Origin of the sequence: Bacillus sp. EKM206B, from assembly GCF_011066015.1 — a bacterium.
In the GTDB taxonomy this organism is placed as follows: domain Bacteria; phylum Bacillota; class Bacilli; order Bacillales; family Bacillaceae; genus Bacillus; species Bacillus velezensis.
In genome coordinates, this window is sequence record NZ_JAAMNL010000002.1 from 439,664 (window position 1) to 466,503 (window position 26,840).

The window sequence follows — 26,840 nt, forward strand, 5'->3', positions numbered from 1 at the left end:
AAGGAATGATATCGGAAAAAATCAATATCTCACTGGATCATCCCATCATGAAGGGCCATAAGGTCTTTGGTGAAGCGGTATTGCCCGGTCTTGCTTATATCGATTTGATTTATCAGGTTTTTCAGGAACACGGTTATGTATACAATGAGCTCGAATTGAAGCACGTTACGATTTATCAGCCTTTAACCGTCAGTGAAACGGCTGCAATCATTCTGACCATTCAATGTTCTGAAACCGGAGATGGAAAGTGGCTCATCTCCCTTTCGGGGCAGAAACAGCAGGGTGACGAGCTGTCAGACGATATACAATATGCGACGGCTGAAATGGTGAAAAGAGACGCTGTGACATTTGACGAAACCATTGATTTCAGCGATGTGAAGCAGTCAGTCAGATCTCTGAATCTTGATGACATGTATAACCGCAGCCTGGATCATGACTTGGTTCATTCCGGCATGATGAAATCGAACGGACGATTGTACGAAACAGAAGACGGCATGCTGGCTGAGCTTTCTTGCGAAGAAGGAAAAGATTTCTTTTTATTCCATCCGGCCCTTTTGGATGCGAGCGGAATCGGGGGGAGCGGTTTGCTTTCTGAAACAAACCGGCTTCATCTGCCTTTATATTATGAATCGTTCACGGCCGCCGACAGGCTCCAATCAGAGTGCACGGCGCGTATCGCCGCTTCCGGCGTCCGTCAGGAAAAAGAACTCACAACGATGACGATCGAGTATTTCAGCCGATCCGGACAGAAGGTGGCGGAGCTTAAAAACATTACGGGAAAAGCGGTTCGGCTTGAAGAAGACGAGAATACAGCCGAACAGAATCAACAGGCTGCAACTGAGCCGGAAAGCACAGATGAAAAAGACATCATTCTGTTTTTAAAGAAGCTTTTGGCTGATAAGCTTGGGCAGCCCTGGGAGACGCTGGACGTTCTTGCAGGCTACTATGAGCTTGGGCTGGATTCATCTTCTTTGCTTGAGATTGTACAAGATATCAGTAAAAAGACGGGTGCGGACCTCGCGCCCACTCTTCTCTTTGAATATACAAATATAAAAGAACTCGCAGCCTTTTTGAAAAAGACCGTTTCATTTGAATGTGCGGAACGTGCAGCCGAACCATCACGGTCTGAAGCTGAAGCGCCGGACGCGCCAGAACATCATAAAAACACCGGAGACATCGCGATTATCGGAATGGCCGGCCGCTATCCGAAAGCGAAAAGTGTGGCGGAGTTTTGGGAAAACCTGAAGGCAGGCACGGATTGCATCACTGAAGTTCCGAAGTCCCGATGGGATTGGAAAACATATAAAAACGTAACATCCCCGTCTGGAAAAACAGTATCAAAATGGGGCGGTTTCATTGACGATGCCGACTGCTTCGATCCGCAGTTTTTCAGAATCTCACCGCGTGAGGCGGAAACGATGGACCCGCAGGAGCGCTTGTTTTTAGAAACATGCTGGGAAACGATTGAAGATGCGGGGTATACGCCTGAAACGCTGGGGAATAAAGGGGAGAAACAGCATCCGATCGGCGTATTTGCAGGGGTGATGCATAAAGATTATTCCTTAATCGGCGCAGAACAATTATCTGAAACTGATCCTTTTCCGGTTTCACTGAATTATGCGCAGATCGCCAACAGAGTGTCCTATTATTGTGACTTCCACGGGCCGAGCATCGCGGTGGATACCGTTTGTTCCTCATCATTGACCGCCGTTCATCTGGCCATTGAAAGCATCCGCCGCGGCGAATGTGAGGCCGCGCTTGCGGGAGGGGTGAACTTGTCGCTGCACCCGGCGAAATATCTCAGCTACGGAAGCGTGGGCATGCACTCAAGTGACGGCCGCTGCCGTACATTCGGCGAGGGCGGGGACGGCTACGTTTCCGGAGAAGGAGTCGGTGCTGTATTGCTCAAGCCGCTGGAAAAAGCCGAACAAAACGGCGACCGCATTTACGCGGTCATTAAAGGAAGCGCCGTTAACCACGTCGGAAAAGTAAGCGGAATTACCGTCCCGAGTCCTGCTGCACAGGCAGAAGTCATTAAGGCCTGTCTGAAAAAAGCAGGTATCAGCCCGCGGACCGTCAGTTATGTGGAAGCCCATGGCACGGGTACTTCGTTAGGAGACCCGATTGAAATTGAAGGTCTGTCAAAAGCGTTCAGTCAAGGGACGCAGGATCAGCAATTTTGTTCCATCGGTTCGGTCAAATCAAATATCGGTCACGCAGAATCAGCGGCGGGGATCAGCGGGTTAACAAAAGCGGCGCTGCAGCTTCATCACAAAACGCTTGTCAAATCACTGCATTCTGCGGAATTAAATCCTTACCTGAAATTTGAGGAATCTCCTTTTTACGTACAGCAGCAGACTGCTCCGTGGAAGCAGCCGTCAGCTGAAGAAAACGGTAAAGTCACACATTATCCGCGCAGGGCCGGGCTCAGTTCCTTCGGTGCATCAGGTTCGAATGCCCATATCATTTTAGAAGAATACATTCAGCCTGAACAAAAAGCGCCTGCACCTGAGAACGATGCAGCAAAACTCATCCCGCTGTCAGCAAGAAATAAAGACAGGCTTCTGGCCTATGCGGAAAAACTAGCCCGATCGCTTTCAGAAAAGACGGTGCTGTCTGAACTGGCTTATACTCTTCAGACAGGACGTGAAGCAATGGAGGAGAGAGCTGTCTTCCTTGTAAATGACACCCGCGATTTGAAAGAAAAGCTGAATGATTTCGTAAAAGGAAACGAAAACATCCCCGGTTTATGGCGCGGACAAGCTGAGCTGCCGGAGATGAGCGAAGCCGCTCCCGAGACGGACGATCCGAAACGGCTTGCCGCGTTATGGGCAGAAGGGAAAATAATAGATTGGAATAAGCTGTACGCTTCGGGTAAACCGCGTAAAACAAGCGTTCCGACTTATCCGTTTGCAAAAGAACGCTATTGGATTCCGCAGCAGAAAAAACAGGAGAAAAGCCTGTCAGGCACAGTGCTGCATCCGCTTTTACAAGAAAATACGTCAGATTTTTCGCAGCAGCGCTTCACGTCTCTTTTTACGGGAGATGAATTTTTCCTATCTGACCATGTCGTCAACGGACAAAAAATACTGCCGGGCGTCGCCTATTTGGAAATGGCCGCAGAGGCGGTCAAAAAGGCTGCTGCCGTGACGGAAAAAGACCATAGCGTCACACTCAGACAGGTTGTTTGGGTCCGGCCGGTCATGATTGAAGACAAACCGAAGGAAATACATATTGCCCTTTACCCAGAAGATAATGGTGAGATTACCTATGAAATATACAGTGAGGCAGAAAACGGCGAAGATCCGGTTATTCACAGCCAGGGTGAAGCGGTCATTACCGAACCGGGAAGCGCCCAGATTGATATCGAGTCTGTCAAAACTTCCTGCAATTTAGGAATCGTGACTGCGGAAGAATGTTACGGTGCTTTTGAGAAGATCGGTTTGGATTACGGAGAGGCATACAGGGGCGTACAGCAATTGCTGCTCGGAGAAGACCGATTATTGGCCCGTATTTCACTCCCAGCTGCCGTACATGACAAAAAAGAACAGTATACGCTTCACCCGAGTATGATGGACGCCGCTTTTCACGCTTCCGTCGGTCTGCTTGTCCGATCGATACATGACGATGCAGACAGCCACGAGCTTTCTTTGCCGTTTGCGATGCAGGAAGTGGAAGTGTTCGGGCCGTGTCCTGAACATATCTGGTCATATATCCGGTACACAGAAGGCAGCAAAGCAGATGACAACGTAAGAAAATTTGACATTGATATGTGCGATGATGCCGGTACAGTTTATGTCCGGATGAAAGGCGCGTCCGTCCGGGCGCTTGACACAAGCCAAACAGCGGGCGGAGAAACCTCGGAGGCGCCTGTCGGCCATACGATGCTGATTCCGGCTTGGGAGCCTGTTGCGCTTGAAAAAGCCGGGGAAGCAGCGGCGGATAAGCAGACGGCAGTATTCGGCGGAACGGATTCGAGACATACGCGCATAAAAGAACATCTGCCGAACGCTTCCTATTATCCGATCAGAGGTACGGATGATATCACATCTCTTACGCACATGCTTGAAGGACAAAAAGAACTGGAGCAAATCATTTGGCTTGCTCCGCAGGCTGAGAGTGCGGACAGCCTCAAGGAACAGGAAAGAAACGTTCTTCATGTGTTCAAGCTGATGAAAGCATTACTTGCCTTAGGGTACGGAGAAAAACGTTTGGACTGGTGCATCGTCACAGCAAATGCCCAGCCGTTTTCGGATCAAGACAGCGCCGACCCGTCACAAGCCGCAGTCAGCGGACTTGCCGGAACAATGGCGAAAGAATATCCGCATTGGCATATCCGCATGATTGACACAGAAACGGACGGCAGCTGGCCGATCGAAGAGGCGCTCAGTCTTTCTGCCGGGAAAAACGGTCAAATTTGGGCGTACCGCAATCAGCAGCTGTTTGAGCGGCAGCTGATACCGCTTGACAATATGCCGAAAAACGGCACGCTGTACCAAACAGGCGGGGTTTATGCCGTGATCGGAGGCGCGGGGTATCTTGGCGAGGCATGGAGTGAATACATGATCCGCCGCTACAAAGCACGCATCATTTGGATCGGAAGAAGCACACTGAATGATTCCATACAGGCGAAACTCGACCGGCTCAGCGCATTCGGCCCGGCGCCTGAATATGTTTCCGCCGATGCCGCCGACAGTGCTTCCTTAGAGAGGGCTTATCAGTTCATAAAAGAGCGCCACACAAAAATAAACGGAATCATCCACTCGGCAATGGATCTGTCTGAGCAAAGCTTAAATAATATGAAGACAGAAGAGTTCAAATCGGTGCTGCGGGCAAAAGCCGATGTAAGTGTGTCCATGGCGGAGGTATTTGGACGGGAGCCGCTTGACTTTGCGCTCTTCTTCTCCTCGCTTGTGGCATTTATCCATAACGTGAAACAAAGCCATTATGCCGCGGGATGCGCTTTCAGTGACGCATTTGCGAAGGAACTTGATCAGACATGGAATTGTCCGGTCAAAGTGATGAATTGGGGCTATTGGGGCAACAGCGAAGCGGCTGAAGACGGGGATTTTATTCAGCTGATGGATCAGATCGGATTGGGATTGATCGAACCGGACGCTGCAATGGATGCGCTTGAAACCCTTATGACGCTGCCGGTTGATCAGGCGGCTTTCATTCATACGACAAAACCGGTCGCAGTCGAAGGGATGAATGAAAGAGAAAAGATTTCCGTTTATCCGCCTCAGCCGCTTGTCTTTTCACAACAGCCGAAGGTCGCTCCGCCCGGCGCACGTCTTGTTAGAGAGGCTGAACATCAGGAGCTCGATGATTTTCTGTATCAGCTGTTGATCGCCCAGCTTAAAGAAGCAGACTTGCTGACGCCGCAAAGCCTTAAAGCGTATGAGCCCGAACATGAATACTTTAAAAAATGGCTCAATCAAACGATCGCTTTCCTTCTGGAACATGGCTATCTGGAAGGGAATGCGGATTCATATAAACTGTCGGCGCGAGCCGAAAACACAACCGCCGCGCTATGGCAAAAATGGGAGCGGGAAAAAGAGGAATGGCTCAATAACGCCGATACAAAAGCGATGACTGTTTTAGCCGAGACGATGCTTAAAGCACTGCCGGACATTCTGCGCGAAGACGTGCCGGCGACAGATATCATGTTCCCGCACTCTTCAATGGAACTTGTTGAAGGAATTTATAAGCACAATCAAGTCGCGGATTACTTTAACAGCGCCCTGTCAGATACATTAACTGCTTATGTGAAAGAAAACATCAGCAAACATTCAAAAGCCGAGATCCGCATCCTGGAAATCGGAGCGGGCACAGGCGGCACAAGCGCAGGCATATTTGAAAAGCTTAGGCCGTATCAAAACCATATAAAAGAATACTGTTACACCGATGTATCGAAAGCTTTTCTCGTGCATGCGGAGACGGAATACGGCAAACGGAATCCTTATCTGACGTATAAGCTTTTTAACGCAGAAGCGCCGCTTGCCGGCCAGGACATAGAGCCGGGCGCATACGACATCGTCGTTGCGGCCAATGTGCTCCACGCGACGAAAGACATCCGCCAGACGCTGAGAAACGCCAAAGCCGTTTTAAAAGACAACGGTTTGCTGCTCTTAAATGAAATGGCGGGAAACAGCCTGTTCCCGCATATTACTTTCGGACTGCTTGAAGGCTGGTGGCTGCATGAAGATTCTGCCCTTCGTATTCCGGGGTGCCCGGGCTTGTATCCAGAAAGCTGGAAATGCGTGTTAGAAAGTGAAGGCTGGCATTCTGTCTTTTTCCCGGCAGAAGCGGCACATGAATTAAGCCATCAGATTATAGCGGCAAAAAGCAACGGCATTATTCGCCAAAAAACGCTTAAAGCAGGGGCCGGAAAACGGACCGCTCCGCCAAAAGCAGCACATGCGCCGGAACTTCAGGCGCAAACAACGGTGCAAAAAGGCGACACGTCTTTAACAGAAAAAAGCACCGAGTACTTGAAAACGTTAATCGGAGAAACATTAAAAATTCCGCCGGCTCAAATTGATCCGAAAGCGCCGCTTGAAAAATACGGAATTGATTCTATCGTCGTCGTACAGCTGACAAACGCGTTACGAAATGTATTGGACCAAGTCAGCAGCACTTTATTTTTTGAATATCAGACGATTGAGGCGCTCGTCGCTCACTTAATCAAAACGAAAAAAGACGCGATGATCAAACTGACGGGACAAACGCCTGTTCAGGAAGAACGGAAGGCATCACCAGCACCGCAGGCTGTACAGCCTGCTAAGCCGCTTCGCACTGACTGGCGGCGGAGGGAAAAACGGGCAGCCAAAGAGACCGTCCGGCAAAGTTCGGTTCGCGACGTGGCCATCATCGGTGTTTCAGGACGCTATCCGCAGGCAAAAACAGCGGCTGAGCTTTGGGCTAATATTAAAAAAGGAAAAAACTGCATAGAAGAAATCCCGCGGGAACGCTGGAACTGGCAGGATTACTACGATGAAGAGAAAGGTAAAGAAGGCTCTATTTATACGAAATGGGGCGGCTTCATTGAGGATATGGACAAGTTTGATCCGCTGTTCTTTCAGATTTCTCCTTTGGAAGCGGAGCGAATGGACCCGCAGGAGCGATTATTTTTAGAAACGGCGTATGCGAGTATCGAGGATGCCGGCTATACGCCTGACAACCTGTGCCAAAGCAGAAAAATCGGTGTTTTTGCCGGCGCGATGAACAAAAACTACCCGACAGGCTACGGCTATTGGTCCATTGCCAACAGGGTATCTTACCTTTTTGATTTCCAAGGGCCGAGCATTGCCGTTGATACAGCCTGCTCCTCTTCTTTGACTGCCATTCATCTGGCGCTTGAGAGCATATACAGCGGTTCAAGCGAATGCGCGATTGCCGGGGGCGTAAACATAGTGACCGACCCGATCCATTATATGAATCTGTCAGTCATGAACATGCTTTCCGCAGGCGACACGTGCAAATCGTTCGGAGACCGCGCGGATGGTTTTGTAGACGGGGAAGGGGTAGGCGCGGTCGTGTTAAAGCCGTTAGACCGGGCGATTGCCGATAACGATCACATTTACGGTGTGATTAAAGGAAGCACCATTAACAGCGGAGGCAAAACGAACGGATACACCGTTCCGAATCCGAATGCGCAGGCCGCCTTAATAAAAGAAGCTTTCGAAAGGGCAAACGTCCCGGCGCGCACCGTCAGTTATATTGAAGCCCACGGTACGGGGACCGCATTAGGAGATCCGATTGAAATCGCCGGATTAACGAAAGCATTTGAAGAGGATACAACAGATAAACAGTTTTGCGCCATCGGCTCCGCAAAATCAAATATCGGCCATTGTGAAAGCGCCGCGGGCATTGCGGGTCTGACAAAAATACTATTCCAGCTCAAAGACCGCCAAATTGCGCCGTCCCTGCACGCGGAACAGCTGAATCCGAATATTGATTTCGCGTATACGCCGTTTGCCGTTCAGCAGGAGCTCGGTGAGTGGAAACGTCCCGTCATCGGCGGCCAAGAGCTTCCGAGAAGGGCGGGGTTAAGCAGCTTCGGCGCGGGAGGAGCAAACGCCCACCTCGTCATAGAAGAATATACGGCAGACAAAGAACCTGATGAGACGCCGGCAGATCAGCCCGCCATCATCGTCCTGTCCGCGAAAAACAGCGAACGGCTCACTGAAAAAGCAAAACAGCTCAGAGACGCCATCCGTGAAAAAAGATACAGCGGCCGCGACCTTATGAGCATAGCCTTTACTCTTCAGACGGGCCGGGTGCCGATGGAAGAGCGTCTCGGTTTTATCGTCCATTCACTTCATGAACTTGAGGAAAAACTGAATGGATTTATCGCCGGACAAAACAGCGCCGGACTGCACCGTGACGGCACGGAAGAAAACAAACGGATGCTTGCCGTATTTTCGGCGGATGATGATATGGAAACAATCATAGACGCTTGGATCAGCAAACGGAAATATTCTAAGCTGCTTGAGCTTTGGGTAAAAGGATTGGACATCGATTGGGCGAAATTATACGGAGACCGTCCTCCGGCCCGCATCAGCCTGCCTGCTTATCCGTTTGCGAAAGAACGCTTCTGGCATCAGCAGCCTGTACAAAGCAAGGCCGCGTCCGTTAAGGCGCCGGCTGATGAAAATGATCCGGCGGAACAATTTGAAGTGATGGCTTTTAGAGAAGTTCTTAAAGAACAGGCTCTGCCGGCTGCCGGAGAAAAGCAAGTCAAAACGGTGATTTCTTTCTTATCTGATCAGAAGAAGCAGCAGGAAGCCGTCTCTGTGATCAAATCGTATGACAGTGGCATTGACGTTATTTTTATCGCTCAGGGAGACCGGTATGAGGCTCTGTCCGCCGGCCGCTGCCAAGTGGTGCGGGAAGATCCGCAATCATATGTGAACGCTTTTGCGGATATTCAAAAAGAGTACGGTGAAGCTTCTGCCATTTTGTATTTATGGGCGCTTGAAGATAAAAGCTGCATCGAAGATTATTCATGTATCGTCCATATTCTCAAAGCAATGGCTGAGACCGTTCTGCAGCCGGAAAGGCTGTTATTGGCGGGGGAATATGCATCCGGTCTGGAAAGGTGCTACTTGGAATCATGGATCGGCTTTGAGCGTTCGCTCGGCATTGTTCTCCCGAAAACAAGTGTTACCGGCCACTTCAGAAAAGCCGGAGCGGCCATAACGGACTGGATGAGAACCATTTGGGACGAGCTGAAAGCTGAAACAGACCATACCGTTTTCTTGGAAAAGGGAAAACGATATGTCTATCACACCGAACCAACCGGACTAACGAAAGAAAACGGCAGGATCAGAACCGGCGGAACATATCTCATTACAGGCGGATTAGGAGGGCTCGGCTACTTATTTGCCCGCCATCTCGCCCGGAACTACCAGGCAAATGTCATTCTCACGGGGCGGTCGCCGATCAATGAAGAAAAGAAAGAAAAAATGAAAGACCTGGAAAATCTCGGCGCGGGTGTTCTTTACGCCGAAGCCGATGTTTGTGATCCGATCGGAATGGGCGACTGCATCAAGCGCGCGAAAGAACGATTCGGAGCCATTCACGGCGTCATTCATGCGGCGGGCATCGAAAGCAGAACATCCGTCTTTGAAAATGAAATCGGGAATTTCCGCAGTACGCTTGAACCGAAAATAAACGGAAGCCTGCTTCTTGACGAGTGGCTGAAAAACGAAACGCCGGATTTCATCTGCTACTTTTCATCCACATCGGCTGTTTTAGGAGATTTCGGCTGCTGTGATTATGCGGTCGCGAACAGGTTCCAAATGGCGTATGCCTACTATAAAAACGAACAATCAGAAAGCGGAAACGCTTTTGTCATCAACTGGCCGGTCTGGAAAAACGGCGGAATGGCCGTCGGCGGTGAAGAGACGACGGGCATGTACCTGAAATCAAGCGGCCAGCGCCTGTTAGAAACAGATGAAGGCATTGAGCTTTTTGAGCGCATCATTTCTCAAGACAACACCCAGTGCCTTGTCATTGCCGGCGAAAGAAGCCGTGCCGAACGATTTTTAGGCATACGGCGGGACGATTCATCAAAACCGGATGCGCTTTTGGAAACCGTGAGCCGCCGCATCCCGGAAGAAAGCGCAGAAAAACGGCTCGAAGCGGATTTGAAAGAGCTGATACACAGTCTGCTGAAAATATCCAAAGATAAACTCGTCCTGCATAAAAACTGGGCGGAATTCGGATTTGATTCCATCTATTTAGCCAAATTTGCCGCTCTTTTGACGAGTCATTACGGCATTGAAGTCACTCCGGCGTTATTTTACAGCTATGCCACGCTCGGAGACGTCATCAGCTATTACCTGACAGAACATAAAGAAACGATCGAAACGTTTTACCGAACGGAAGAAACCGAAACAGAAGCCGCCGCTCCGGATAACAAGGAGTATACGGATCAGGAGATCATCGCCATGATGAAACAGGTCTCTGAGGGGACATTAGATTTTAAAAGAGTGCAAGACATCATAGAAGGGAGTAAGACCTATGAATCATAAAGAACTTCTCGATGCCTACAGATCAGGAACGCTCACCATCGCTGAAGTAGAACAAAAGCTTCAGGCTTTCAAGCGGACAACTGCAAAACGTCCGCTTTCTGAAGGCCAGAAAGGTTTGTGGATGCTTCAGAAAATGTTTCCGGAGATGAGCGCATATAACATTCCGTTATGCTTTCGTTTTCAAAAGCTGGATATCGAGACATTCAAAAACGCCCTTTTGTCCGTGCAGCGCCAGCACCCTATTTTGACCAGTGTGATAAAAGAGGAAAACGGCCTTCCGTATCAGATAGAAGATACGGATCGGCATTTTCCGATTGAAGAAATGGATCTTTCTGAATTAAGCGGGCGTGACGCTCTTTCGTTTATTAAAGAAAAAGCAAAAGAACCGTTCGCGCTTGAAACCGGGCCGCTCCTGCGTGTTCAAGTATTCCGGCGGGCGAAGCGGGAGCCGATTGTGTTAATCACCATTCACCATATCATTTTTGACGGCGTCTCTCTTATGACGTTTATGTCGGCGCTGCTGGACGCTTATGTAAAAGCAAGTGAAGGCAAAGAACCTGTCATGCTTCAGCAGGCCGCAGATTATCATGACTTTGTGAAATGGGAAAAAGAGCTGCTGGAAAGCGAAGCGGGAAAAACGCATCTCTCTTATTGGAAAAAGCAGCTGGAAGGACCGCTGCCGGTGCTTGAGCTTCCGTCGGATTATCCGAGATCATCGGTTCAAACTTGCAAAGGGCAGGCGTATCAGCGCTTGCTTCCTGATGAACTGAACCGGCAGATTAAAGTTTGCGCCAAAAAAAATAATGTCAATGAATCCGTTGTGTATCTCGCTATTTTCAAAGGACTGCTCTATCAATATACGAATCAGGAAGATGTCATCGTCGGCATGCCGACGATGGGGCGTTCTGAGGCTCAATTTGAGTCTGTCATCGGATACTTTATTAATATGATCGCGGTCAGAAGCAGGGAGACGGGCGCTAAATCTTTTACGGCGTTTTTGAAGGAGCTGCAGCTGACACTGGCAGAAGGGCTGGACCATGCCGCGTATCCGTTTCCCGCGCTTGTCAAAGAATTGAAGACGGAACGCTCGCCTGCGGTGTCGCCTGTTTTTCAAACCGCGTTTTTCTATCAAAACTTCTTCCGGACAGAAGGAGCGGAAAAGCTGGCGGAACTATATCAATCACTCGGCATTGAAATGATAGAAGACATTCATCAGGAAGGCGAATTTGAGCTTGCGCTTGAAGTCTATAAAAAAGAAACGGGAACCGTCCTGCAATTTCTGTACAACCCGGATGTCTACAGCCCTTCTTTCATCGAACGAATGGCGGAGCATTATATGAAACTGGCAGAAAAGGTGCTTTCTGATCCGGAGATCGCTTTTGAAGCCTGTTCCGGCCTGCTCAATCAAAAACGGGATGAAAGCCGTTCATCCCATCAGCCGAATGAGCGCTGCATTCATGAAGTGTTTGCGGAAAAAGCCGGACGCCACCCTGACAGAGAAGCCGTCACATTCGGTGAAAACAGTCTTACATATCGCGAATTAGATGAACGAAGCACGGCGCTCGCTGTGTACCTGCAAGAAAAGGGCGTCACACCGGAATGCCCGGTCGGCATTTGTACGGAGCGTTCTTTTGAGATGGTCATCGGCATCCTCGCCATTTTAAAAGCGGGAGGCGCGTATGTACCGCTGGACCCGGCTTTTCCAAACGAACGGATGGCCCACGTGTTGACTGACAGCGGCGTGTCAATCGTATTAACGCAGGAAAAGACGCGCGGCATGATTGAACAGTTGGCCATCGGCAGTGTAAGCACGGTGGAAATTGAAAGCAGCGGACGTTCTGCGAGCGGGATAAAACTGACGCCGCGTTCAAAACCGCATCATCTCGCTTATATTCTATATACGTCCGGAAGCACGGGAAAACCGAAAGGCGTCATGGTTGAGCACAGGGCCATCATGAATACGCTGCAGTTTTTGGAAGATGAGTATCCGGTCGCACAAGAGGATGCCTATTTGTTAAAAACGAATTACGTATTTGACGTTTCGATTTCTGAATTATTCGGCTGGTTTATTGGAAACGGACGGCTTGTCATTTTGCCGCCTGGTGCAGAAAAAAATCCGCAGCTTTGCATGGAATATATCCAAACCCACCAGGTCACGCATCTGAATTTTGCGCCCGCCGTGTTTAATGTATTTCTGGAAACGGTAAAGCGGCATACGGCATTTACAGAAGACGGCCCTGTGAAATATGTGATGGTGGCCGGTGAGGCGTTTCCGAAAGATTTAGTTAAAAAGTCAGTTTCCATCTTCAAACATGCCAGAATTGAAAACATATACGGCCCGACGGAAACATCCATTTATGCCGCTTACTACAGCTGCGGCCAAAAGGAAATCACAAGCAGGAATACGCCGATCGGGAAACCGATTCACAATACGCGGCTTTATATCGTCGATGAAAAGCTCAGCCCCGTCCCTGACGGTGTGGCCGGCGAGCTTTGCGTAGCCGGCGCCGGTCTGGCCAGAGGCTATTACAATCAGCCTGAGCTGACGGCGGCATCATTTATTGATAATCCGTTTAGTGAAGGAGAAAAACTTTACAAAACAGGTGATTTGGCCAGATGGCTGCCTGACGGAAATATAGAATATGCCGGCCGGATTGACAGTCAGGTGAAAATTCGCGGCTTCCGCATCGAATTGGGAGCGATTGAAACGAAATTGAGCGAACATCCAGATATCCTTGACCAGGCGGTTGTGGTTCAGGAAAAGAACGGACATAAAAAGCTGATTGCTTATTATACGGCCCGCTCCGGTCATACGGCAGATGAAAAAGCGCTCCGCAACCATCTTTTATCAAGCCTGCCGGATTATATGGCGCCTGCCCATTTTATCCGCCTGGATGCACTGCCGTTAACACCGAGCGGAAAAGTGAACCGCAAAGACCTAAAACAGCGCAAGGTAATCGTTCACCGGTCTGAAAAGACGGGCAGACTGCCGTTATCAGAAGCGGAAGCAAAAGTGACCGCAATATGGGAAGACCTGCTGAATACGGCGGGCATCAAAATCGAAGACGGCTTTTTCGATGTGGGAGGCGACTCGCTTCTGGCTGTTGCGGCGGCAGAACGCATTAAACAGGAGCTTGAATGCGATTTTACCGTCACGGATTTATTCGAACACTCTACCATTCAGGCGATCAGCCGATTTATTGTTGAAACAAAACAGGCGGCTGAATCAGTGGCGTCCTGCCAAGATGAGAGAGAAAGAGAACAAACACCGCAAAACGGGGTGCCGTCTTACTTTGATGACAGTGTGGCAATAGTGGGGATTTCCTGCCAGTTCCCCGGCGCGAAAAATCATCATGAGTTTTGGAAGCAGTTAAGAGAAGGAAAGGAAAGCGTCCGGTTCTACTCGGAAGAAGAACTTCGGGAAGCCGGCGTGCCTGAAGATTTGATCGAAAATCCCGACTATGTGCCGGCATTATCGACGATAGAAGGAAAAGATCTCTTTGACCCTGAGTTCTTTCACATTTCTCCGAAAGACGCAGAATTTATGGATCCTCAGCTTCGGCTTCTGCTGCTTCATTCTTGGAAAGCCGTCGAGGACGCGGGATATGTATCGAAAGAGATTCCGAAGACAAGCGTTTATATGTCGGCAAGCAATAATTCGTATCGGTCGCTTTTGCCGGAAAAAACGACAGAAGGCCATGAATCTCCCGACGGCTATGTGTCATGGGTGTTAGCGCAGAGCGGCACGATTCCGACGATGGTTTCCCATAAGCTCGGATTAAAAGGGCCAAGCTATTTCGTTCATTCCAATTGCTCATCATCATTAGTCGGTCTTTATTCAGCCTATAGAAGCATAACGAGCGGAGAATCGGAATACGCGCTCGTCGGCGGAGCAACTCTGCATGCAGCGACCGGCATCGGCTATGTGCACCAAAACGGATTGAATTTTTCAAGCGATGGGCATGTCAAAGCATTTGATGCTTCAGCCGACGGTATGGCGGGCGGAGAAGGAGCGGCCGTCATTCTGCTGAAAAAGGCGTCACAAGCTGTTCAGGACGGAGATCACATATACGCCATGCTCAGAGGCATCGGTCTGAACAATGACGGAGCGGATAAAGTCGGTTTTTACGCACCGAGTGTAAAAGGTCAGACTGACGTCATCCAGCATGTTTTAGACAGCACGAATATTCACCCGGAGACGATTTCCTATATCGAAGCGCACGGCACAGGAACGACATTGGGTGATCCGATTGAAATGTCCGCGCTGCAGCAAGTGTATAAACGTTACACGGACCGGGAGCAGTATTGCGGGATCGGCTCCGTAAAAACGAATATCGGACATTTGGATACAGCAGCAGGTCTGGCCGGGTGCATCAAAGTCGCCATGAGTTTATATCATCGGGAGCTGGCGCCTACCATTAATTACACGTCACCGAATCCGAATATCAAATTCAGCGGTTCGCCGTTTTATGTGGCGGATAAGAGAAAACCGCTTCCGGAGAGAGAGACGCCGCACCGCGCAGCGTTAAGCTCATTCGGACTCGGAGGAACAAACGCACACGCCATTTTTGAACAGTATGAAAACAAAACGATCAGCGGATCAAATGACGGACAGCCGCCTTATATCGTTCCGCTGTCCGCGAGAAATAAGCAGCGTCTTACTGCCTATGCATCCTGTTTATCCGGCTTTCTGGATGAAGCCGAAAACGATGTTTCCTTGCATGATCTGGCATATACGTATCAGACCGGACGTGAAGCGATGGAAGAGAGAGCCGTTTTTATCAGTCATGATCGTCACGATTTGAAGCGTCAGCTGCAGGATTTTATCAACGGCAATGACCAAAACATCTTACGGGGCGAAAAAGTGAGAAGCAGAGAAGTGTCAGCTCAGGAGATGGAAGAGCTTGCGGCATGTCAGACACGGGATGAAAAGCTGAAAGCACTCGCGGCGCTCTGGGTTGAAGGAGCGCGTGTCGATTGGGGCTTATTGTATCCGGATTCCGCGCCGCAAAGAATCAGTGCGCCGACCTACCCGTTCGCAGAGGAGCGCTTCTGGCCGGAAGAAACGGTGAAGCAAACGGATACCAAGCTTTTGCATCCGCTGGTACATCAGAATACATCCGTCTTGCAGGAACAGCGGTTCAGTTCGGAATTCACGGGAAAAGAGTATTTTATTGCCGAGCATATCATTAAAGGAATGGCGATCGTGCCGGCTGCCGTTACCCTTGAGATGGCACGGGCCGCGGCGGAGAAAAGCATCGGCGGGGCAACAGAGGAATCTCTGGGCCTGCGCTTAAAGAATATTGTATGGGTCCGTCCGGTGATAGCCGATCAGGAGGCTGTCCGTGTCCATATCGGACTTTATGAAGAAGAGGACGGACAGATTCAATACAGAATGTACGGGGGTAACGATTCTATCGGTGAAGAAGCTCCTCTTTATAATCAGGGCATCGCTGAAATCATCCGGAAGGAACCGGAGGAAGCGGCGGATATTGAGCAGCTGAAGCGCCGATGCACGCAGGGAACAATCGAATCTCAAGCGTTTTACAAAGGAATGATCGGTGCTGATTACGGGCCGGGTTACAAAGGGGTGCAGCTTGTATACAAAGGCGAAGACCGGCTGCTTGCTAAATTGAAGCTTCCTGAATCCGTCTCTCATACAAAAGCTGATTATATCCTTCATCCGAGTATGATGGACGGTGCGCTTCAGGCCGCCGAATATTTGCAAAACGTGACGAGAGCGCTGCTTGCAGAAAGCGGGGAACCATTCAAAGCCGCATTGCCGTTTGCTTTAGAGGAGCTGGACGTTCTGAATCCGTGCGCTGATGATATGTGGGTGCACGTCACATTCAGTGCGAACAATAAAGCCGGCGATCCTATCCAAAAAGCCGATATTGATTTATATGACAATAACGGCGGGCTTTGTGTGCGGATGAGAGGTTTCTCAACACGGATCATGGAAGAAAACGCGGGTGCTGGCGTTTCGGTCAGCCGTACGGACACATTGCTCGCTGAACCGATCTGGAAAGAGCAGACGGAACCGGCGGACCACGAGCCAACGTATGAAGAGCATATCATTTTTCTTTGTGAGTACGATGAAGCCGTAAAACAAGCTGTCGAAGCAAAGCTTGAACATGCAAGCGTCATTATCTTGGACGATAGTCCCGCATCTATTGCAGAGCGGTATCATTCTTATGCGGGCCAGCTGTTTGACCATATCAAAACCATAATGAAAAGCAAGCCGAAGGGCCGCGTTCTTTTTCAGGCTGTTACGCGGTCAGCAGGCTTACAGCGGGTGTTCTCAGGCATTACCGGCCTCTTCAAAACCGCATGCCTTGAACATTCCAAGCTGATTTGTCAAATGATCGAAGCCGAGGAGAAAGAAAGTGCTGAAGGCATAGCGGAAAAAGCGTCCGAAAACCGTATGCATGCCGAAAGCGTCCATGTGAAATATGAAAACGGCAAGCGCTTTGCCGCTGATTGGGAAGAGATGGAGATTTCTCAAGCGGAGCCGGACATTCCGTGGAAAGACGAAGGCGTTTATCTCATTACAGGAGGTGCGGGAGGTTTAGGTCTGATCTTTGCAAAAGAGATCGCAAACTGTACAAAAGATGCCGTCATCATACTAACCGGCCGGTCCGCTCTCAGAGAAAAGCAGAAAGACATGCTGGAAACAGTACGTGCTGCCGGCGCTTCTGTTTTCTACGAGCAGACCGATGTCACGGACGAAGCAGAAGTATACCGATTGATCCGCAATATCCGCAAACGGCATGGCAGGCTGGACGGGATTGTTCACAGTGCCGGCATTATAAAAGACAACTACATGGTGAAGAAGACGGCAGAGGAATACCAACACGTTCTCGCTCCGAAAGTGAAGGGCCTTGTGTATCTTGATGAAGCGTCACAACATGAGAAATTAGATGTCTTTATTGTCTTTTCATCCTTATCAGGTGTGCTTGGAAGCGTCGGCCAGGCTGATTATGCGTCTGCAAATGTCTTTATGGAGATGTATGCCGAGTACCGCCGTTCTTTACAAGCCGCAGGACAAAGATACGGAAAGACGCTTTCTGTCAGCTGGCCGTTATGGAAAGAAGGCGGAATGCAGGCAGGAAAGCAGACGGAAGATATGCTGATGCAGGAGGCGGGAATCGCACCGCTCGGCACAGATGTCGGCATCAAGGCTTTATATCAAGGCTTGATGAGCGGGACAGCCCGGATGACGGTTGTTGAAGGAGATGTGAAACACATGAAAGCAAAACTGTTCCGCAAAGAGAATGATCATCCGGAAGCAGAGACCGGCGTACGTCATGACATTGATGCTGACAGCCTGCTTGAAAAAGTGAAGCATCTGTTAAAACAGCAGACGGCCTCACTGTTAAAAGTAAACATTGACAAAATTGATCCTCATGAAGAAATGACAAAATACGGGCTGGATTCTATCTCGATGACTGAGTTTACGAACCAGTTAAACAAAACGTGCCGGCTTACGTTAACGCCGACGATTTTCTTTGATCATCCGACAATCCATGAATTTGCCGTTCATTTAATCAGTGAATACGAAGAGGAATTTGCCGGACGGTTTGCGGTAAATACAAAAACGGTTCAATCGGCAAGACCGGTAAAAGAGACTCAAATCACGCGCCCGGCCGTTAAGCGACGCCGCACTCTGCCTGAGACACTTCCGCAGACAGTGCAGCGGGGCCAAGGGCCGGAACCGATCGCAATCGTAGGCATCAGCGGGATTTTCCCGATGGCAGAAGACATTGAAGCTTTCTGGCAGAACCTGAAAGAAGGCAAAGACTGCATGACCGAGATTCCGAAAGACCGCTGGGACTGGCGGGACTATTACGGGGATCCCGCAAAAGAAGCCAATAAAACAAACGTCAACCAAGGCGGGTTTATTGACGGAATTGCTGAATTTGATCCGTTATTTTTCGGGATTTCACCCCGGGAAGCGGAGCAAATGGACCCTCAGCAGCGCCTCTTGCTGACGTACGCGTGGAAAGCGATCGAAGATGCCGGGTATGCGTCAAAGAGTCTCTCAGGCACAAAAACAGGTGTGTTTATCGGGACCGGAAATACCGGCTACGGTTCTCTTTTAGCCAATACCGATGCGGCGATTGAAGGGTCATCCGCGGCGAATACAAGTCCGTCTGTCGGACCGAACCGTGTCAGCTATACGCTCAATCTGCACGGGCCGAGCGAACCGATTGATACCGCCTGCTCAAGCTCGCTCGTTGCCATACACCATGCCGTTTCTTCAATTGAAGAAGGAACGTGCGACATGGCTTTGGCGGGAGGAATCAATACGATTGTTCTTCCGGATGTGTATATCAGCTTTGATAAAGCGGGCGCGCTGAGTAAAGAAGGAAGATGCAAAACGTTCTCTGATCAGGCTGACGGTTTTGCCCATGGTGAAGGAGCCGGTCTCTTTTTCCTCAAAAAGCTGAAAGCCGCTGAGGCGGATGGGGACCATATTTACGGCGTCATTAAAGGAAGCGCGGTGAATCACGGCGGCCGCGCGGCATCTTTAACAACGCCTAACCCGAAACAACAGGCGGAAGTCATTAAAGCCGCATACAAAAAAGCGGGCATTGATCCGAAAACAGTCTCTTATATCGAAGCGCACGGCACCGGAACAGAACTGGGAGATCCCGTTGAAGTTAACGGACTGAAACAAGCGTTCAGCTCGTTTGCAGACGGAAAAGAGAAAGCGGCCGGCTATTGCGGCTTAGGGTCGGTCAAAACGAATATCGGCCATTTATCCCTTGCCGCGGGAGCAGCGGGCATTATTAAAATTTTGCTGCAGATGAAGCATCGGACACTAGTAAAAAGTCTCCACTGTGAGACGGTAAATCCGTACATTCAGCTTGAAGACAGCCCGTTTTATCTGGTGCGGGAGACGATGGAATGGAAGACGCAGACGGACGAACGCGGAAACGAACAGCCGCGCCGCGCGGGCATCAGCTCATTCGGCATCGGAGGCGTAAATGCCCACGTCGTCATCGAAGAATACATTCCAGAAGACAGAGAGGAAGCAGATGATTTTCATATCGACCCATGTCTTTTCGTTCTGTCCGCCAAAAATGAAAAACGCCTGAAAGAGCAGGCAAAACAGCTGAAACGCGCGCTTACTGAAAAATGGTACGATCAATCCTCCCTCGTTTCTATGGCATATACCCTCCAAATCGGAAGGGACGCCATGGAAGAACGCCTGGCGGTTATTGCCGGATCTGCAGAAGAACTGCAGGAAAAACTGTCACAGTTTATCACTGGAGATAAGCACGCGGACTTGTACAGAGGAAGAATAGACAAAGGCACGCTGCAAATGCTGACGGAAGATGAAGAAATTCAAGAAGCCGTTGAAAAATGGATGGCACGCGGCAAATACGCGAAGCTGCTTGAATTATGGGTCAAAGGGCTGAACGTCGATTGGGCGAAGCTGTATGGAGACCGGCCGCCTAAACGCATGAGCCTGCCATCGTATCCTTTTGCAAAAGACCGCTATTGGGCGGCAAAAAGCACCGGAAAACACGAAAAAACAAGCACTGTATCTGCCGGAAAACAAGACGCGCTTCATCCGCTTCTGCACAGAAATACTTCAAACCTTGCAGAACAGCGGTTCAGTTCAATCTATACAGGAAAAGAATTTTACCTTGCGGACCATGTTGTAAAAGGCGTACCGATTTTACCGGGAGTGGCACATCTTGAAATGGCGCGCGCAGCAATGGAACAGGCATCTGAAGTTCCGGCCGGACAAGGAAGCGTCAAGCTTAAGAATACGGTTTGGGTGCGGCCGATCACCATTGAAGACGAGCCGGTTCATGTCAACATCCGTCTCATTCCTGAAACGGCAAATGACGTTCAATTCGACATTTACAGCGGCCGGGAAACAGATCAGCCGTCCGTTTACAGCCAAGGGGCAGTATCAGTCCGCCCTGACGCCGAGGCTCCGGTCATTGATCTCCAAAAGCTGAGATCACAATCCGCCGAGACACCGTTTTCTGCAGATGAAGTGTACGATATGTACCGCAAAATCGGTTTTGATTACGGCCCGGCTTTCCGGGGTGTCAAAGCGATTTATACAGGTGATGATTTCGTATTGGGCAGACTGTCACTTGATGCGGCTTGTGCGGACACGGTAGAGGAGTATGTCATGCATCCGGGCTTAATGGACTCTGCATTGCAGGCATCAAGCATATTAACCGGAACAAATGATGAAAAACTGATGCTTCCGTTTGCGGTTCAGGAGCTTGAAGTATTCAGCGCATGCGCTGCCGAGATGTGGGTTTACGCCAGACTTTCTGAAGACCACAAAGCCGGCCAGATTGAAAAACGCGATCTTGATATTTGTGATGAAAACGGCAAGGTTTGCGTAAGGCTGAAAGGTTTGTCATTCAGAACGGCTGAAAAAGAACCTGAGAAAAAAGAAAAAGCTCGGGAAACGCTCATGCTTGAGCCGGTATGGACCCGAAGCGATGAAACCGCCGTTCAAACGGAACCGGTTTTTGCCCGGCATATCGTGTTGCTTTGTGACACAGACGCCGGATTGAAACAAGCCGTTGAAGCCGCGGGAGCTGAATGTATTGAAATGACCTCCCGGCACGGGAAAGCGGCGGCGCGCTTCCGTGATTATACAGGACGGATATTGGAGACGCTGCAAAAACTGCTGCAGGAAGAGACGGATGGAGACGTCCTCATCCAGACGGTTCTCTCTAAAACAGATAAGCATCAGCTGCTCTCAGGCATTTCAGCTTTGTTAAAAACAGCCGGCCTGGAACATAAAAAACTGAAAACCCAGCTGATTGAAATAGAACCGGCGGAAAACGGCAGAATCACAGACATCATCAGAGAAAATAAAACACGGGCTGATGACAGCCATATCAAATATGAAAACGGCATCCGATACAGCGCAGATGTCAAAGAAACGGCCGTGTCCGGCGGCAAAATACGCATTCCGTGGAACGACGGAGGCATATATCTCATTACCGGAGGAGCCGGGGGCTTAGGCTTTATTTTCGCGAAAGAAATCGCCCGCAAAGTCAAAGAGCCGACACTGGTTTTGACAGGCCGTTCCGCATTAAGCGAGAATCAGCGGATGCAGCTGCAATCGCTTGAATCACTCGGAGCAAAAGCGGAATACAAGCAGGCTGACGTAACAAACGCTCAAACTGCGGCAGACCTGGTCAAAACAATTGAGACGGAATATGGCGGCCTTCACGGCATCATTCATAGCGCGGGTGTGATGAAAGATCAATATATCGCAAAGAAAACAACCGAAGAGTTTTACAGTGTATTGGCTCCTAAAACGGACGGATTTGTCAACCTTGATGAAGCAACCGAGCATTTAGCGCTGGACTTTTTCATCGTTTTCTCATCCATTTCCGGCGTCACCGGGAATGCGGGACAGGCGGATTATGCGGCGGCAAACGCATTTATGGACGGCTATGCGGCATACCGCAACGCACTGGTTACCGCAATGTACCGCCACGGTCACACATTGTCGGTCAATTGGCCGCTTTGGAAAAACGGCGGAATGCAAGTCAATGAAGAAATGGCGAAGCTCACCGAAAAAAGAACCGGCGTAACGCCGATGCGCACTGAGACCGGAATAGAAGCTCTTTACAAAGCATGGAGCACGGGAAAAACAAGCGTGCTCGTCATGGAAGGAAACCGCACCGTAATGCGGGAAAAGCTGCTTCAAAAGACTCCTGCAGCCGCTTTTGCACCGGTTAAGAAAACAGATGAAACGCCTGCGCCGAAAGACCTGACGGCAAAACTTCAGGAATTGCTGGCAAAAGAGGTTTCCGGGCTTCTGAAAATAAACATTGAAGAAATCGATATCGAATTGGAGTTCAATCAATACGGATTTGATTCCATTACGCTAACGGAATTCGCCAACAAGCTGAATGACACTTATCAGCTTGATCTCACACCGACCGTATTTTTTGAATATGCGACGATTCAAGCCTTGGCGCATCATTTAGCAGAAGACTATCAAACACAATTTGCAGGCAGCACACAGCCGAAAGAAGAAAAGAAAAGCGGTGTAACAGATGATGGCGGCATCAGACTGGCAGGGAACAAACGATTTGCAAAAGCAGCCGTACAGCCTGTTCAGACTGCGGCTGAACATAAACCGGAACCGATCGCCATTGTCGGCATGAGCGGAGTGTTTCCGAAGGCCGCAAATATTGATGAGTATTGGCGCAATTTAGAAGAGGGAAAAGATTGTATAACAGAGGTGCCGGCGGATCGCTGGGACTGGCGGGAGTATTACGGTGACCCGCTTAACGAAGCCAACAAAACAAATGTAAAGTGGGGCGGATTTATTGACGGAGTTGCGGAATTTGATCCGCTGTTCTTCGGAATTTCACCGCTGGAAGCCGAACAGATGGATCCCCAGCAGCGCTTGTTAATGATGTATGCGTGGAAGGCGATAGAAGATGCGGGATATTCCGCTAAAAGCCTTTCCGGCACGAAAACAGGCCTGTATATCGGCACGGGGAATACCGGATACGGCTCACTGTTTTCCGACCTGGATATCGGCGGTGCGTCAGCCGCAAATATGAGTCCGTCAGCAGGGCCGAACCGCGTCAGCTATATGCTCAATCTGCACGGGCCGAGTGAACCGATCGACACGGCTTGTTCCAGCTCGCTGGTCGCGATTCATCACGCCGTATGCGCCATTGAAAACGGGAACTGCGAGATGGCGATCGCCGGCGGCGTGAATACCGTCGTCACACCGCAAGGCCACATCGCTTATGACAAAGCGGGTGCGCTGAGCAAAGAAGGGAAATGCAAAACGTTCTCCGACAGGGCGGACGGATTTGCCGTCAGTGAAGGTGCCGGAATTCTGTTTTTGAAAAAGCTGTCAGAAGCGGAAAAAGCGGGCGATCATATCTACGGCGTCATTAAAGGCAGCGCGGTCAACCACGGCGGACGCGCGAACTCCTTGACGACACCGAATCCGAAAGCCCAGGCGGAAGTCGTCAGAACGGCTTATGACAAAGCAGGCATTGATCCGAGAACCGTCACTTATATAGAAGCGCACGGAACCGGAACGGAGCTTGGCGATCCGGTCGAAATCAACGGCCTGAAATCCGCCTTTCAAAAGCTGTACGAAAAAACAGGCGATCCCGCCGTTTACGCGAGTCACTGCGGTCTGGGATCGGCTAAAACCAATATCGGCCACCTGTCACTGGCAGCCGGTGTCGCGGGTGTGATCAAAGTGCTGATGCAGATGAAGCATAAAACACTTGCAAAAAGCCTCCACAGCGAGGTCATCAACCCGTATATCAAGCTGAAAGACAGTCCGTTTTACATCGTACAGGAAAAAAGAGAATGGACGGCATTGAAAGACGAAAACGGCAATCATCTGCCGCGCCGTGCGGGAATCAGTTCTTTCGGCATCGGCGGCGTAAACGCCCATGTCGTCATTGAAGAATATATCCCGAAGGAAGAAAGAAAAACAGCTGTTTTCACACACCCTCAAATCTTTGTGCTGTCGGCCAAAGAAGAAGAACGTCTGCAGGAACAGGCGCAGCAGCTGGCGCAAGCTTCTTTTACGGATGCGGATCTTGCCGATGTTGCTTACACGCTTCAGCAGGGACGTGATGCGATGGAAGAAAGAGCGGCCATTATCGCTTCCTCGGCCGAAGAACTGCGGGACAAGCTAAAGAGCTGTGCGAAAGGACGTTATGACAAAGCGGGCATTTATAAAGGAAAAGCGGGTAAAACCCCGCTGAAATCCATTCTGGCAGGCGCAAACGGCGAAGCGGATATCGAAGAGCTGATAAGCCGCCGGGAGAATGACAAGCTTGCGGAATTATGGGTGCAGGGTGCGGATATCAAATGGGACGGCTTATATTCTGATATCAAGCCCCAACGGATGAGTCTTCCTGCTTACCCGTTTGCGAAAGAGCGGTACTGGATCACGGACAACCGGCCGAAAGCAGAAAAACCGCAAGCTGTGCCGACGTCGCGGGTGCTGCACCCGCTGCTTCACGAGAATGTATCGGATTTAACAGAGCAGCGGTACCGATCCGAATTTACGGGACAAGAGACGATTTTCACCGATCATCTTATTAAAGGCAAGCCGGTTATGCCGGGCGTTGCCTACTTGGAAATGGCCAGGGCGGCGGTTGCTCAGGCAGTCAAAGGGCAAAAGGAAGTTCCGTCTGTCATCCGTCTGAAAAACATAGTTTGGGTTCGGCCGATAGAAGCGGGAACCCGCCCGATTGAAGCGCAAATCAGCCTGATTCCGAGGGAAAACGGTGAAATCGTGTATGACATTTACACGGATTCACAAACAGAAGCAAGCGGCAGGCAGATACACTGTCAGGGGGCTGCCGGCATTCTCGGCGCCGGTGAGGCTCCGCACCGTGATATAGGCGCACTGAAAGCTCAATGCGGTCGCAGCATGCTGACTTCTGAACAGTGTTACGGCTTATTCAGCAAAATCGGCATTGACTACGGTCCCGGACAACAAGGAATTCAGCACATTCATATCGGAAGCAATCAAGCATTAGCTGAGCTCCGTCTGCCTTCCTTCCTCGAAGAAACGGCAGATCAATACGTTCTTCACCCGTGTATGCTTGATTCAGCTTTGCAAGCGACAATCGGACTGAAGCTGCATGCAGATGATAACCAGCTGTCACTGCCGTTCGCCCTTGAGGAACTGGACATTTTCAGCCCGTGCACGACAAGCATGTGGGCGTATGTCAGCTCCCGGGGAACGGATGAAAAAATACAGCGGCTGGACATTGACTTATGCGATGAGACAGGCCGCGTCTGTGTCAGGATTAAAGGGATTTCTTCCAGAATGATGGAAGGCCCGGCGCCGGAAACATCATTAAATGGAGCAAACCTTCTGGCTCCGGTATGGGATCTTGCGGAATTCCGTGACCAAAGCCCGGCATATAAGACGGAAGAGGTTGTCTTTATCGCAGGGGATGAGGAAAGCGCGGCTTTTCAATTGCATCATCCTTCTGCGAAACGGCTTCATATCAACCCGGAGGATGAAATAGAGGCTGTTGCGGCTGAGCTGAAAGCAAGAGGGTCTTTCGGGCATATCGTATGGATCGCTCCTTTTCACAGCGCTGATGACATGGTGAAAGCTCAAGATGCGGGCGTCATCCAGATGTACAGAGTGATTAAGGCGATGCTTGCTTTAGGATACGGAGGCAAGCGAATCAGCTTGACTGCAGTCACAATAAAAACACAGTCCGTACAGCCGGCGGACATCATTGATCCGGCTCATGCAGGCATTCACGGTTTGATCGGTTCGCTCGCAAAAGAGTATCCGAACTGGCAAACACGGCTGATTGATGCCGGATGTCCGGAAGATGTTTCAAAGGCGGAGCTGTTCTCAGCGCCGTTTGATGAGCAAGGAAATACATGGGCGTACCGCAACAATCACTGGTACAAACAGCGCCTTATTCCTGTACAGCAGCCGGTGTCAAGCCGGACCGCTTACCAAAAAGGCGGCGTTTATGTCGTCATCGGCGGCGCGGGGGGCATCGGCGAGGCATGGAGCGAATATGCCGTGAAAACGTATCAGGCGCGAGTCGTTTGGATCGGCAGACGAAAACATAACAGCGCCATCCAGGAAAAAATCGACAGACTCAGCCAATTCGGGCCGGCGCCGATTTATATTGAAGCTGACGCGGCAAACCCGGATGAGCTCACACGGGCGTATGAAACGATTAAACGCACGCACCCGCAAATTAACGGAATCATCCATTCCGCAATTGTTTTAGAGGATCAGAGCCTGGCGAATATGCCGGAAAGCCGTTTGAAAAGCGTGCTCGCTGCAAAAGTCAATGTCAGCGTGAATATGGCCCGCGTGTTCCAAAATGAGCCGCTGGACTTTGCTTTGTTCTTCTCATCTGTTCAATCATTTGCACGAGCGGCCGGACAAAGCAATTATGCTGCCGGGTGCAGTTTCAAAGATGCCTTTGCCGCTCATTTGGCTCAAGTCCGGCCGTATTCGGCGGCAGTGATGAATTGGAGCTATTGGGGCAGTGTCGGAATCGTATCATCTGCCGAATATCAAGAACGGATGAAACAGGCGGGAGTCGGATCAATTGAAGCGCCCGAAGCAATGGCGGCGCTTGAACGATTGCTCGGCGGCCCATTGAATCAGTTCGTCATGATGAAACAGGCGGAAGAGCCGGAGGAAAAACCGGAAGAAATGATAGAAGTATACCCTGAACATCACGGCTCGGCGATGCAAAAACTGCGAAGCTATCAGCCTAAAGTAACAAGACATGTACAACAATTGAGTTAAGGAGGGGA

At 50.2% G+C, this 26,840-nt stretch carries 2 protein-coding genes; both read left to right on the top strand.

The window, feature by feature from the left end:
- The first annotated feature begins 5 nt into the window (after positions 1-5).
- A complete protein-coding gene (locus G9F50_RS05165; protein ID WP_060561667.1) occupies positions 6-10,541 on the top strand; it encodes a type I polyketide synthase in 10,536 nt (3,511 codons plus the stop codon).
- Positions 10,531-26,832 carry a non-ribosomal peptide synthetase gene (locus G9F50_RS05170; RefSeq protein ID WP_060561666.1) on the top strand — a complete coding sequence of 5,434 codons (16,302 nt, stop codon included), beginning with the start codon at positions 10,531-10,533 and terminating at the stop codon, positions 26,830-26,832. The genes G9F50_RS05165 and G9F50_RS05170 overlap by 11 nt, the downstream gene beginning before the upstream one ends.
- Positions 26,833-26,840: the final 8 nt, after the last annotated feature.

Coding starts and splice junctions, on each gene's coding strand:
- G9F50_RS05170 (WP_060561666.1), top strand. CDS start 10,531: ATGAATCATAAAGAACTTCTCGATGCCTACAGATCAGGAACGCTCACC.
- G9F50_RS05165 (WP_060561667.1), top strand. CDS start 6: ATGATATCGGAAAAAATCAATATCTCACTGGATCATCCCATCATGAAG.